Genomic DNA, 12,728 nt, shown 5'->3' with positions numbered 1-12,728 from the left:
AATGTTGATTTAGGGCTTAGCTAAAAACTCCTCAAGAAATGCATGCGCTTTAGTTAGCACATGCGCTACGGGCGTAATCACACCGTGGCAGCGCACCATCAAAATTTTTCCATATTGAACAAGAGGATCGCCTGCCCTCGCCGTCCCTGCCGTAGCAGGTATCGACATCTCGAACAATGGAACATCCGTCATCACAGTCTTATCAGTGAAGTCATCATCAGTAAGGTGTTTGAACGAATTTGCTATTTCCCTGCAAACCCCAAACTCAGGGCACTTTTGTTTCAGGCCTACTTGAAACCGAGCTTTTCCCTTAGCTTTTGAGGTCGCTGGTGCCGCTTGCATCAATGTATCCCGTTGCTTCTGGGTGCCGAGATGCCATATCCATTCACACGCGTGAAAAGCAGTAACTGCTGCATTGATGGCCAAGTAGCTGGAGATATCGACAGCTCTCGCATCTCGCGAGAATTGGGAATTTTGAAGCTGCTCAATCTCCCATTCAAGCTTTCCTAAGACATGCCGGATGGTTTTAATCTGAAATGTTCTGACCGCTTCTGGAGGAGGGGTCTGCTGACTCGCGGTCGCCATAATCAGAATCCTTATCTACCTTACTGATCTCTGCCAAGCGGGGTTACAACGAACTCATCAAATCCCATAAGCCCGATTGACGTCGGAAGCCCTTTTATCGGTCCGATCACTATCGTATCTATTCCGTTCTCGCGCTTGAAGCTGTAGATATCCTGACCAATCCATTTGGTAGTCTCTGGTAGCATCTGTCCATTCTGCTTCGCCACCCATTTCGCCCTGTACTTACCATATAGCGACGGTGAGTAATTCACCTTGAGCGCACCCTCGACTTTATTTTTCAGCTCGTCGGAGGAACACTCCGTCGTCGGGTTGAAAAAACCTCGATTCTGGCAGGACATACGAAACAGGATGGGGGCGAACTTCTTAGCATCAACTTCTACGCGAACGAAGTACGCAGCACTCAATTCAAAGTGGTATTCGCTTTTGGGAGTACCTGGACTGTAAAGGAGCGAGCAGCAGCTCTCCGGATACCTCATCGACTCGGCTCCTTGAGCTAGAAGCTGTCTATACGTTAGGGCTTCGGCTGAGCGAATCACACCTGCGCTTCCCTCTCCGGGTGAAGACGCCTGACTGACAGTAGCAGCAAAAAATATCAACACCGGGGCGATAGCAAATACAGTAAGCCGCATCATCAGATCCTTTGAATGATTGTAAGGTAATCGCGTATTACGTCAGCAAATCTATTGAACGCTAGCGCTGATTGTATTAGGACAAATCTAAGAAACGAAAAAGCCCCTGAAATGTTCAACCATTTCAGGGGCTTCGTCTTGTTCAATAATGGCGGAGAGATAGGGATTCGAACCCTAGGTACCGGTGAAGGTACAACGGATTTCGAATCCGTCCCATTCGGCCACTCTGGCATCTCTCCAACGGCGCGCATCATAACAACACTTTTACCGAAAGCAAACCCTCTTTCGAAAATTTCTCCGTGCTATCAGATGCTTGCGTCGATTAAAGCGGTACGCCCAGACGGTTGGCGACTTCTTCGTAGGCTTCGATGACGTCACCGAGGCCCTGGCGGAAGCGGTCCTTGTCCATCTTCTTCTTGGTGTCCTTGTCCCACAGACGGCAGCCGTCCGGGCTGAACTCGTCGCCCAGGACGATGGAGCCGTCGCTGAACACGCCGAATTCAAGCTTGAAGTCCACCAGCAGCAGGCCGGCGTCGTCGAACAGTTTGCTCAGGACTTCGTTGACCTTCAGCGACAGTTCTTTCATGCGCGCCAGTTGCTCGGCGGTGCCCCAACCGAAGGCAACGACGTGGGATTCGTTGATGAACGGGTCGCCCTTGGCGTCGTCCTTCAGGAACAGTTCGAAGGTGTACGGGTTGAGCTTCATGCCCTCCTCGACGCCCAGACGCTTGACCAGGCTGCCGGCGGCGTAGTTACGCACGACGCACTCGACCGGGATCATGTCGAGTTTTTTCACCAGCACTTCGTTGTCGGCCAGCAGTTTGTCGAACTGGGTCGGAATGCCGGCCGCTTCGAGTTTCTGCATGATGAAGGCGTTGAACTTGTTGTTCACCATGCCTTTGCGGTCGAGCTGCTCGATGCGCTTGCCGTCGAACGCCGAAGTGTCGTTGCGAAACAGCAGGATCAAGCGGTCAGCGTCGTCGGTCTTGTAAACCGATTTGGCTTTGCCGCGGTAGAGTTCTTCACGTTTTTCCATGATGGGCTCCGCTTGCTAAGTAGATGGGCTAGGCGATGTGGCGCCAGTCGAGCCCTGAATCTTGATCGGCCAGTTGCAGCCAGCCCGGGTCGCACCCGAGGGTGTCGACAAAACATTGCCGGGCCAGCTGCGGCAGGTTGTTCTTGCTGCTCAGATGGGCCAGGACCAGGTGTTGCAGGCCTTGCCAGCCCAACTCGGCCACCAGGAATGCCGCCTGATGGTTGTTCAAATGTCCCAGCTCGCCGCCCACCCGCTGCTTGAGAAAGTACGGGTAATGACCACGGGCCAGCATGTCGCGACAATGGTTGGACTCGATCATCAACGCATCGAGGTCCCGATAGCCGTCCAGCACCCGCTCGCAGTAAGAGCCCAGGTCAGTCAGCAGGCCGAAGCGCCGCTCACCGTCACTGAATACGTACTGGGTCGGTTCCTGCGCATCATGGGCCACGGCAATGACCCCGATGTTCAGAGCACCGATCTGCAGTTGCTCGCCACCGGTCACGAAACCGGCAGGTTCAATCGGTTTGCGCATCCCGCGCAGTGTGCCGCGACTGAGGTAGACAGGCAGATTGTAGCGCCGAGACAGCAAACCCACGCCATGCACGTGGTCGGCATGTTCGTGGGTTACGAGTATCGCGCTCAGTTGCGCCGGGTTCACACCCAGGCGCAACAGGCGTTTTTCGGTTTCCCGCAGGGAAAAACCACAATCCACCAGCACATACGTATCAGCACTGGCGATCAGCGTGCCGTTCCCTTGGCTACCGCTGCCGAGAACGGCAAAACGCATTGGATCAGCCCAGGTTGTCCTGAATCACGCTCAACACTTTGCGGGCCACATCGGCCGGCGCAACGGTGTTGATGTTTTTCTCGACGGTCACCTGAACGTTCTCGCCGACCTTGCTCAGGCGAACCTGATAACGCTCGGCAAGGGCTTCAACTTCTTCCTTGGTCGGCGCGCTGCCGAACAGGCTGCTGAAGAAACCAGGCTTCTCGTCTTTCTTCTCGGCCTTTTCGGACAAGTTGATGTAGTAGAGACCCAGGCTGCGGTTGATGTCTTCAACGCGCCATTCGCCCTGCTCCAGCGCACGACCGACGCTCGACCAGGCACGATCCAGGTCCGTACCGACGTTCAGTACCGGGTTGCCGCTGCCGTCTTCGCTCAGGCTGACACGGCTCGGGGTGTCGAAATCACGCGAAGCCAGCATCGACACCGAACCACCCTTCTCGGAGGTACGGCTCATGCTCGCGAGCATGTCGTCGACCAGCGCAGCGTCAAGGCCGGTGTTGACCGAACGGTTGGTGAAGGCCACGTCGGCGGTGCTGCCGGCAGGACGCTCGGCGCTGACCACGTAGACTTCACTGGTGTTGCGCTGCACGCCCGGCTCGATGCGTACCCGCACGCGGGTTTCGCTGTCGGTGCTGACGCCGGCGGCGCTCAGGCGCTTGGCCATGGCGGCGGACAGTTCGTCGGAATGCTGCCAGGTGGTGGTGAATTCGCCGGTTTGCGGGCGCTGTTCATCCAGACGGAAACCGTTGTCTTGGAAGTACTGCACCGCCACTGGCCAGACTTCGGCCGGTGGGTGCTGGGCCATGACCCAACGCGAATCACCGCTCTTCTGCAGCGAGTAGTCGCTGGCGTCGGCAACGGTCGACAGCGGTTGAGGACGCGGAACGATGTATTCACCCTTGGCGGTGTCGTCGGCCACGTTGCGCGGGATCGGCAGCAGCGGATCCAGGCGCTTGGAGGTGCTGACGTCCGGTGGCAGTTGCATCGGTGCAGTCTGTTGCGCTTCCAGGTAATCGCTACCACGGTCACGGAAATAACCTTCCGGGCCCCAGATCCATCCGCAGCCACTGGTGCTGGAGATAATCAAGGCAAGTGCGGAAAGTCCGGCCATTCGCTTCATGCGTTGTACTTCCTCAATTAAACCAGGACGTTGCACTGGCGCAGGGCCGAGCGCAGCGTTTCATGACAAGGAGCGCTCAGCCAGGTCAGCGGCAGGCGGATGCCTTGGTGCATCAGGCCCATTTCGACCAAAGCCCACTTCACCGGAATCGGGTTGGCTTCGATGAACAGGTCCTTGTGCAGCGGCATCAGTTTTTCGTTGATGGCCCGTGCGGTCTCGGCGTCGCCCTTGAGCGCAGCCTCGCACAGGTCGGCCATTTCGCGTGGCGCGACGTTGGCGGTAACAGAGATGTTGCCCTTGCCGCCCAGCAGGATCAGCTCGACTGCGGTCGGATCATCGCCGGACAGCACGATGAAGTCCTTGCTCACGCCGTCGATGATCGCCTTGGCGCGCTTCAGGTCGCCGGTCGCTTCCTTGATGCCGATGATGTTCGGCACGGTGGACAGGCGGATCACGGTCTCGGCCTGCATGTCGCAGGAAGTGCGGCCAGGAACGTTATAGAGAATCTGTGGGATGTCGACCGCTTCGGCGATGTGCTTGAAGTGCTGGTACAGGCCTTCCTGGGTCGGCTTGTTGTAGTAAGGGACTACCAGCAGGCAGGCATCGGCGCCGGCTTCTTTGGCATTGCGGGTCAGCTCGACAGCTTCGCGGGTCGAGTTGGCGCCGGTACCGGCGATCACCGGAATGCGACCGGCAACCTGTTTGACCACGGCTTTGATGACGGCGATGTGTTCTTCTACATCAAGGGTTGCCGACTCGCCGGTGGTGCCGACCGCGACAATGGCATGGGTGCCGTTCTTGAGATGGAAGTCCACGAGTTTGCTGAGGCTGTCCCAGTCAAGACGCCCTTGTGCATCCATGGGTGTGACCAGTGCCACCATACTGCCCGCAATCATGAAACCGCTCCTGCCGGAAAAAGAGAGCGGTAATGGTACTGGCGCCAAGATGCTTGCACAAGCGAAGTACTGTGCCGCCATTCCCCTTGGCGCCGCTTTTCGCTACCCTTCAGACTTTGATCGGTACTGATCAGCTTGTACGCCGGGTTCCAGTCTCCCGTTTCGGCCTCCCGGGCCCCGTTCCAGTGTCGTTGCCGTACGCTTCCTTGTTCATGGAGCCGTAGCGCCACACGAATCGGGCCTTCCGGACAGTCATTGCCCCGGCAATCAACGCCCTCTCCCTACCGACCGCTCATCGCTTTAGGAATGCTGCATGTCCACCCCCACAGTTCGCGAACAATTCCTTGTCATCAGTGCCCTCGGCGCCAATCCCATGGAGCTGACCAACGTCCTGTGCCGCGCCAGCCATGAAAACCGCTGTGCGGTCGTCACCTCGCGCCTGACCCGCCACGGCGAGTGCAGCGCGCTGGTGCTCGAAGTCTCCGGCAGCTGGGACGCCCTGGCTCGCCTTGAAGGCAGCCTGCCGGTGCTGGCCAAGCGTCATGCGTTCACCGTCAACGTGGTGCGCAGCGCCGCCCTGGAAAACCGTCCGCAAGCCCTGCCGTACGTGGCTTACGTGTCTTCGGCGTACCGCCCGGACATCATCAACGAGCTATGCCAGTTCTTCATGGATCACAATGTCGAGCTGGAAAACCTGACGTGCGATACGTATCAGGCACCGCAGACCGGCGGCACCATGCTCAACGCCACGTTCACCGTGACCCTGCCCGCCGGCACCCAGATCAGCTGGCTGCGCGACCAGTTCCTGGATTTCGCCGACGCCATGAACCTGGATGCACTGATCGAACCCTGGCGCCCACAGAACCCAATGTAAGGAAGCTTTCATGGCCGTTGTCATCGACCAACCGGTTACGGATTTCGAAGCGCCTGCCACCAGCGGGCAGACTGTCAGCCTGTCGGCCCTCAAGGGCAGGCAAGTGGTGATCTACTTCTATCCGAAGGACAGCACCCCGGGCTGCACGACCGAAGGCCAGGGCTTTCGCGATCAATACGCGGCATTCAAGGCTGCCAACACGGAAATCTTCGGCATCTCTCGCGACAGCCTGAAGTCCCACGAGAACTTCAAGTGCAAGCAGGAGTTTCCGTTCGAGCTGATCAGCGACAAGGACGAAGCCGTCTGCCAGCTGTTCGACGTGATCAAGCTGAAGAAGCTCTACGGCAAGGAATACCTGGGCGTTGATCGCAGCACGTTCCTGATCGACAAGAACGGCGTACTGCGTCAGGAATGGCGCGGTGTGAAAGTGCCAGGACATGTCGATGCCGTGTTGGTTGCGGCTCAGGCGCTGAACAAGGCCTGATATTTCTGCGTCGATCTCACTGACGCCTTCGCGAGCAAGCCCGCTCCCACAGTTGACCGAGGTCTAATGTGGGAGCGGGCTTGCTCGCGAAGGGGCCATAAGAGCCAACAAATAATCCGGTTTCTAGAGCAGCGGCGCCACCACCGGCTCCTTGCGTGGCCACGCATCGAGCACAGCCTTGAACAGCGTCGCCAGCGGAATCGCGAAGAACACTCCCCAGAATCCCCACAACCCGCCGAACAGCAGCACCGCGCAGATGATTGCCACCGGGTGCAGATTGACCGCTTCGGAAAACAGCAACGGCACCAGCACGTTGCCGTCCAAAGTCTGAATGATTCCGTAGACCGCCATCAGATAGATGAACTGATCGCTCCAGCCCCACTGGAACAGCGCAATCAGCAATACCGGCACGGTCACCACCACCGCTCCGACATACGGCACCACCACCGACACGCCGACCAACAGGGCCAGCAGCGCCGCGTAGTTCAGTCCCAGCGCGACGAATGCGATGTAAGTCACGCCACCACAGATCACGATCTCGATGACCTTGCCGCGAATGTAGTTGGCGATCTGCCGGTTCATTTCTTCGGCGACCCGGGTGATCAGCGCCCGCTCACGCGGCAAATAGCCGCGCACCCACTCGCCGATCATTGCCCGATCCTTGAGGAAGAAGAACACCAGGATCGGCACCAGCACCAGGTAGATCATGATGTTCACCAGCAGCGGCAGGCTCGACAACGAGAACGTCAGCGCCCACTGGCCGAACTTGCCGATCTCGCCCCGCGCTGCTTCGATCGCTTGCAGCACCTGCTCGTCGGAGACCAGGTGCGGATAGCGCTCGGGCAGCAACAACAGCAGCGATTGCCACTTGGCGAGCATCCCCGGCAATTCGTTGAACAGGGTGATCAACTGATGCCAGAGCAAAGGCAGCACCACGACGATGAACACCATCAGCACGCCCATGAACACCGCAAACACCAGACCGACCGCCGCCCCACCAGGCACGCGCAAGCGTTCGAGCGTGACCACCAGCCCCTGCATCAGGTACGCCAGCACCATCCCGGCCAACACCGGCGCGAGCATTCCACCCAGCGTCAGCACCGCGGTGAAGGCGAGAAACAGCAAAACCGCCAGCACCACCGCTTCCTCATCGGAGAAGTAGCGCTGAATCCAGTCGCGCAACACTTTGAACATCAATTTTCCTTAGGTCATTTACGCGGTCGGTTTCAGGCTTTTTTCAGCCAGTAACGGTAGACACCCGCCTCGTCTTCTTCACGCAGCAGCGTATGACCGGCCAATTTGGCAAAGGTGCGAAAGTCGCGTTGCGAGCCGGCATCCGTGGCAATCACCTTGAGTACCGCGCCACTGGGCAGCTTGTTCAGCTCCATTTTGGCCTTGAGCAACGGCAACGGACAATTCAGGCCACTGGCGTCCAGTTCACAGTCGTGGGCTACAGCGTCGGTCATGCGTCACTCCGGATCAGGTGGTCAGGCTGCCTAGAATATCTGGTCGCAGGCCCGGTGTCCGGCTACAGTAAGGTCTTTGTCGACTAAGGCTTTGTGCATGACATTTCTGCGCCCTACCCTGCTGACGCTCGCTTGCCTGCTCGCCTCACCGGGCTTCGCCGACGACCTGCCGTCACTCGGTGACGCCAGCTCTGCCATCGTCTCGCCACAACAGGAATATCAATTGGGTCGCGCCTGGCTGGCATTGCTGCGCAGCCAGGTTTCGCAGCTCAACGATCCACAGCTCAAGGATTACGTCGAGTCCAGCGTCTACAAGCTGGTGGAAACCAGCCAGGTCAATGACCGACGTCTTGAATTCATCCTGATCAACAGCCCGCAACTCAACGCCTTCGCGGCACCGGGCGGGATTGTCGGGGTCAACGGCGGCTTGTTCCTCAATGCGCAGACCGAGGGCGAATATGCCTCGGTACTGGCTCACGAACTGGCTCACTTGTCCCAACGCCACTTCGCCCGTGGCGTCGAGGCCTCGCAGCGGATGCAGGTGCCGATGATGGCGGCGCTGCTGGCCGGCATCGTGATCGCCGCTGCCGGCGCGGGCGACGCTGGCATCGCGGCGATTGCCGGCACCCAAGCGGCGGCCATCCAGGAGCAACGGCGCTTCTCGCGTCAGAACGAGCAGGAGGCCGATCGCATCGGCATCCTCAACCTGGAGAAGGCAGGCTACGATCCGCGCTCGATGCCGACCATGTTCGAGCGTTTGATGCGCCAGTATCGTTTCGACGCCAAGCCGCCGGAATTCCTGCTGACTCACCCGGTCACCGAATCGCGTATCGCCGACACCCGTAACCGCGCTGAACAGGCTAAACCCGGTGGCATTGAAGACAGCAAGCGCTATCAACTGATCCGCGCGCGGGTGCAGTTGACCTATGAAGAAACGCCGGGCCTTGGCGCCAAGCGTTTCCGCGCGCAACTGGATGAGAACCCGAAAAACGACGTGGCCCGTTACGGTCTGGCGATCGCTCAGATCAAGGGCGGTCAGTTGAATGAAGCACGGGAGAATCTCACGCAACTGCTGGCCAAATCGCCGAACGAGATCATTTACAACCTGGCGCAGGTCGATCTGGACATCACCAACAATAAGCTGGCCGATGCCCAGTCCCGGGTTGACCGGATGCTCAGTCAGTACCCTGGCAATTACCCGCTGAATCAGGTGCGCGTCGATCTGTTGCTGAAACAGAACCGCACCGCCGATGCAGAGAAGGCGCTGGAAGGCTTGTTGAAATCGCGTCCGGACGATCCGGACGTGTGGTATCAGGTCGCAGAAACTCGCGGACTGTCCGGCAACATCATCGGCCTGCATCAAGCCCGTGCCGAATATTTCGCGCTGGTCGGCGATTACCGCCAGGCGATCCAGCAACTGGACTTCGCCAAACGCAAGGCTGGCAGCAACTTCCCGTTATCCTCTCGTATCGACGCTCGCCAACGCGAGCTGATGGAGCAAGAGCGCATGGTCAAGGACATGATGGGTTAGCCCGCGCCGAGACAAATTCCGGACACAAAAAAACCGCCTCTTTCGAGGCGGTTTCTTTTTACTTCTTAGACAACTGGATCATTCAGCCAGTTTGAAGGTGATGAAGCTGGCACGGCCCTGACGCAGAACGCGCATCGACACCGAACGGTTCTTCGGCAGCGCCTTGGCGATCTCGGCAAACTCCTTGGAAGAACCAATGGCCTGGTTGTTCAGGTGGGTGATGATGTCGCCCGGTTGCAGACCGATCAGGGCCGCAGGACCGTCCTGCACTTCCTTGATCACCACACCGCCCTTCAGGTCGTAGGTTTTCTTCTGCTCGGCGCTCAGCTCGGCAACCGAAACACCCAGACGATTGCTGTTGGTCTCGGCACCGGATTTCGGCAGGGCATCCAGTTCCTTGTCTTCGTCCGGAATGGCACCGACAGTCAGCTCGACATTCTTGCGCTTGCCGTCGCGAATCACTTCGAGATTGGCTTTGGCGCCAGCCTTCAAAGCACCCACCAGATGTGGCAGGTCAGCGGACATGACGATCGGTTGACCGTTCATGCTCAGGATCACGTCACCCACTTGCAGGCCGCCCTTGGCAGCCGGGCCGTCATCCTGAATCTGCGCAACCAGCGCACCGGCCGGTTTGTCCAGACCAAACGACTCGGCCAGATCCTTGTTCACTTCCTGGATGACGACGCCCAACCAGCCACGGCTGACTTTACCGCCGCTTTTCAGCTGGTTGGAAACGTCCATCGCCACGTCGATCGGAATGGCGAACGACACACCCATGAAGCCACCGGAACGGGTGTAGATCTGCGAGTTGATCCCGACCACTTCACCGTTCAGGTTGAACAGCGGGCCACCGGAGTTACCCGGGTTGATCGGCACGTCGGTCTGGATGAATGGAACGTAGTTTTCGTTCGGCAGGCTGCGGCCGACGGCACTGACGATGCCTTGGGTCACGGTGTGGTCAAAGCCGAATGGCGAACCGATTGCGACGACCCACTGACCGGCTTTCAGGTCTTGGGATTTGCCGAGCTTCAGCACTGGCAGATCCTTGCCTTCGATTTTCAGCAGCGCCACGTCGGAGCGTGGGTCGGTGCCAATCAGCTTGGCTTTCATTTCACTGCGATCAGCCAGACGAACGAGAATTTCATCGGCATCGGCGATCACGTGGTTGTTGGTCAGGATGTAGCCATCCGGCGAAATGATGAAGCCCGAACCCAACGACTGCGCTTCACGCTGGCGATCACCACGCGGAGAACGCTGTTGCGGCGGCATGCCGCGTTCGAAGAACTCGCGCAACATCGGCGGCAAGCCTTCCAGGTCAGGCATCTGCTGGTTCACTTTGCGATCCGGCAGCTTTTGCGTGGTACTGATGTTCACCACCGCAGGCGAGGCCTGTTCGACCAACTGGGTGAAATCCGGCAAGTTGGCCGGACTGGCTGCATCAGCCGCCTGGACTGCAGGGACAGCCTGACCGAGCACCAGCACAGTGGCGAAAATGGAGAGATAAGACTTCAAGCTTGGTATCGACATACAGCTCCCGTTACGACGAGCAGGGTTAAGCGATATGGAGCAAGGAACACCGGAAACCACAGGCCGGCATTTTTGTTCCGGGAACAACAAACAAGGCCAGAGCCGAGAGGCTCTGACCTATAAAAAATTTTCGGGTGTTTTGCAAATGAAAATGCTCAGCAAACATTTCACGTCTCGACGACGAAGTGGAGATAGCTGGAATCAGCTCACTGCTTGCTGGTTGCAGCGCCATCATTGCGCATCGACAGGGCAATCCGTTCGGCGGTCCCGATTGGAATCTCGCCAACCACCGTCACCATCATTTCGCCTTGAGGCGTTGTCAGACGGCGGGATACGGCAACGGTCGGGCCCAGTTGAGTCCGGGTATCGGTGACGGTTGCGCCGTTCAGCGGTTCCAGGAAGACAGAGAAACGGGCAAGACCATCGCCATACATCAGGCTGTTGACCTGGGTCTTGGTTTCCGGATCCTTGTGCGAGGAGCTGCTGGTGAGCTCGAAGCCAGGAGGCAGCCAGTCGGAACGCCAGACCTGTGCGGTCTTGACCGCAGACGCCTTGTCGCTGTCGAGGGTGACTGTCTTGCAATCGGAGTTGGCTTGCAGGTCTTTATCGGATGGAACTTCAGAGGTATCCAGCCGCGTGAACTGGAATCTCTCAAGCAACTGCCCCTTGTCGTTCAGCAGCAGCGACTTGAGCGGCAGGCCCGTTTCCTTGTCCAGATGCAGTTCGAAACCGTAGCGGTGCTGATCACGCGGCGTCAGCGATACGATCACCGCTTCACGCCCGGCCACGCGCGACTTGCCAATGACGGCAAGCTCATACCAGTTCTTCAGCTTTTGGGGATCGAGAGGGCGAGCGGCGGAATTGGGAGAATCCCCCAGACCCGCAATCAGGGTGCCGCTGACGCATTGAGTATGTCCATCAATGCGCACGACTTCCTGAGCCGAACCGTCGAGCTGAAGCAAACGCTCTCGGACCTGGCCATTCTGGACGCGATGCCAGATGCTGTGGGTAGAAAAGCTACCGTTACGCTCGTAAACGAATGTGCCGTGAAAGCTTTGCTGCTGCTCGGCCTGGCCCAGGCGGGTCAACCAGTCCTGAGCCTCGTCGGCGTGGGCTGGGACAATGAACCAGCCGCTGAGCAGAAGCGAAAGTAGAGGTATGGCGCGCATGATCCCCCTTAACGGTTTTCCAGGCTTGCTGCACGTGCATATGGCAGCGCGCTCTCGGTGCCTTTCAAGGCAGCCTGTTGAGCATGTTGACGCAGGTAACCTGGCAGACGCTGATCGTGCCAGCCTGGCTGACCTTGCAGTACGCCATTGGCCATTGGGCCAGTAGCTTCCGAACTCTCATTATAGCCTGCCAATACCGCCGGGCCTTTGACCTGAGGGGTAGCCAGCACTGGCTGATTGGATTGCTGAGCGAGTTCGACGCCGGCGATTTCGTCCTGGTTGTACAGACGAACACCTGCCAGTACAGCAACGGTCACCGAAGCGGCTACAGCCAGACGACCGAGGCTGCGCCATGGGCCGCGTGTCACTTTGGCAGGGGTCGCTTCGTCTTCCAGCGCAGCTGAAACCGCCGCAGCGAGATCCAGACGTGGAAGCAACAGATCCTTGTGCATGGCTGCCCGAGCGATCTGGTAACGAGCCCAGGTTTCACGGGTTTCAACGTCGTCCAGTGCATTGAGCACTCGACGCAATTCCAGTTCGTCCGCTTCGTTATCCATCACTGCGGACAGCGATTCCTGCAGGGCTTCACGACTCATGGCGTTCCTCTCTTGGCTGTCGCCGCTG

General features: G+C 58.5%; 14 protein-coding genes and 1 tRNA gene. 3 read left to right on the top strand and 12 right to left on the bottom strand.

Annotated elements, in window-relative coordinates:
- Positions 1 to 9 precede the first annotated feature (9 nt).
- The 7 genes from LOY31_RS07055 to dapA all read right to left on the bottom strand — a co-directional run bounded on the left by LOY31_RS07055 (position 10) and on the right by dapA (position 5,053).
- The gene (locus LOY31_RS07055; protein WP_221535247.1) at positions 10 to 585 is read right to left on the bottom strand and encodes a hypothetical protein; all 576 of its coding nucleotides are present in this window, start codon (positions 583 to 585) and stop codon (positions 10 to 12) included.
- A gap of 20 nt (positions 586 to 605) precedes the next feature.
- A complete protein-coding gene (locus LOY31_RS07050; protein ID WP_221535248.1) occupies positions 606 to 1,214 on the bottom strand; it encodes a hypothetical protein in 609 nt (202 codons plus the stop codon).
- A 149-nt stretch (positions 1,215 to 1,363) separates the two neighbouring features.
- A tRNA-Ser gene (locus tag LOY31_RS07045) sits at positions 1,364 to 1,453 on the bottom strand.
- Between the two features lie 83 nt (positions 1,454 to 1,536).
- Positions 1,537 to 2,250 carry a phosphoribosylaminoimidazolesuccinocarboxamide synthase gene (purC, locus tag LOY31_RS07040; protein ID WP_007958019.1) on the bottom strand — a complete coding sequence of 238 codons (714 nt, stop codon included), beginning with the start codon at positions 2,248 to 2,250 and terminating at the stop codon, positions 1,537 to 1,539.
- Between the two features lie 28 nt (positions 2,251 to 2,278).
- Positions 2,279 to 3,037, bottom strand: a complete 759-nt coding sequence (locus LOY31_RS07035) for an MBL fold metallo-hydrolase (RefSeq protein ID WP_258713036.1) — start codon at positions 3,035 to 3,037, stop codon at positions 2,279 to 2,281.
- 4 nt (positions 3,038 to 3,041) lie between these two features.
- A complete protein-coding gene (bamC, locus tag LOY31_RS07030; protein WP_258713035.1) occupies positions 3,042 to 4,157 on the bottom strand; it encodes an outer membrane protein assembly factor BamC in 1,116 nt (371 codons plus the stop codon).
- Between the two features lie 17 nt (positions 4,158 to 4,174).
- On the bottom strand, positions 4,175 to 5,053 hold the full coding sequence (dapA, locus tag LOY31_RS07025) for a 4-hydroxy-tetrahydrodipicolinate synthase (RefSeq protein ID WP_007958015.1): 879 nt from the start codon (positions 5,051 to 5,053) through the stop codon (positions 4,175 to 4,177).
- 313 nt (positions 5,054 to 5,366) lie between these two features.
- Between dapA and LOY31_RS07020 the strand changes: the two genes are divergently transcribed.
- Both LOY31_RS07020 and LOY31_RS07015 read left to right on the top strand, forming a co-directional pair.
- Complete coding sequence (locus LOY31_RS07020; protein WP_007958014.1) at positions 5,367 to 5,927, top strand: glycine cleavage system protein R; 561 nt, start codon at positions 5,367 to 5,369, stop codon at positions 5,925 to 5,927.
- A gap of 10 nt (positions 5,928 to 5,937) precedes the next feature.
- Positions 5,938 to 6,411, top strand: coding sequence for a peroxiredoxin (locus LOY31_RS07015; RefSeq protein ID WP_258713034.1), 474 nt, complete (start codon positions 5,938 to 5,940; stop codon positions 6,409 to 6,411).
- Positions 6,412 to 6,534: 123 nt separating this feature from the next.
- Here the strand turns inward: LOY31_RS07015 and LOY31_RS07010 are convergent, their stop codons facing one another.
- Together LOY31_RS07010 and LOY31_RS07005 are read right to left on the bottom strand one after the other, a co-directional pair.
- Positions 6,535 to 7,605, bottom strand: a complete 1,071-nt coding sequence (locus LOY31_RS07010) for an AI-2E family transporter (RefSeq protein WP_258713033.1) — start codon at positions 7,603 to 7,605, stop codon at positions 6,535 to 6,537.
- Between the two features lie 32 nt (positions 7,606 to 7,637).
- The gene (locus LOY31_RS07005) at positions 7,638 to 7,877 is read right to left on the bottom strand and encodes a sulfurtransferase TusA family protein (RefSeq protein WP_007958011.1); all 240 of its coding nucleotides are present in this window, start codon (positions 7,875 to 7,877) and stop codon (positions 7,638 to 7,640) included.
- Positions 7,878 to 7,974: 97 nt separating this feature from the next.
- Here LOY31_RS07005 and LOY31_RS07000 point away from each other — a divergent pair, with 97 nt between their 5' ends.
- Complete coding sequence (locus LOY31_RS07000) at positions 7,975 to 9,408, top strand: M48 family metalloprotease (RefSeq protein WP_007958006.1); 1,434 nt, start codon at positions 7,975 to 7,977, stop codon at positions 9,406 to 9,408.
- 78 nt (positions 9,409 to 9,486) lie between these two features.
- On the opposite strand, the gene LOY31_RS06995 is transcribed toward LOY31_RS07000, so the two are convergent.
- The 3 genes from LOY31_RS06995 to LOY31_RS06985 all read right to left on the bottom strand — a co-directional run bounded on the left by LOY31_RS06995 (position 9,487) and on the right by LOY31_RS06985 (position 12,700).
- Positions 9,487 to 10,935 carry a DegQ family serine endoprotease gene (locus LOY31_RS06995; protein ID WP_007958003.1) on the bottom strand — a complete coding sequence of 483 codons (1,449 nt, stop codon included), beginning with the start codon at positions 10,933 to 10,935 and terminating at the stop codon, positions 9,487 to 9,489.
- Between the two features lie 206 nt (positions 10,936 to 11,141).
- Positions 11,142 to 12,104 carry a MucB/RseB C-terminal domain-containing protein gene (locus LOY31_RS06990; protein ID WP_258713032.1) on the bottom strand — a complete coding sequence of 321 codons (963 nt, stop codon included), beginning with the start codon at positions 12,102 to 12,104 and terminating at the stop codon, positions 11,142 to 11,144.
- Between the two features lie 8 nt (positions 12,105 to 12,112).
- Positions 12,113 to 12,700 (bottom strand): sigma-E factor negative regulatory protein, encoded by a 588-nt coding sequence (locus LOY31_RS06985; protein WP_085747223.1) that lies wholly within the window; start codon positions 12,698 to 12,700, stop codon positions 12,113 to 12,115.
- Positions 12,701 to 12,728 lie beyond the last annotated feature (28 nt).

Source organism: Pseudomonas sp. B21-021, assembly GCF_024749205.1.
Classification (GTDB): Bacteria; Pseudomonadota; Gammaproteobacteria; order Pseudomonadales; family Pseudomonadaceae; genus Aquipseudomonas; species Aquipseudomonas paraglycinae.
Note: the sequence above shows the minus strand (reverse complement) of the source record. Positions and strands in the feature narration are given on the sequence as shown.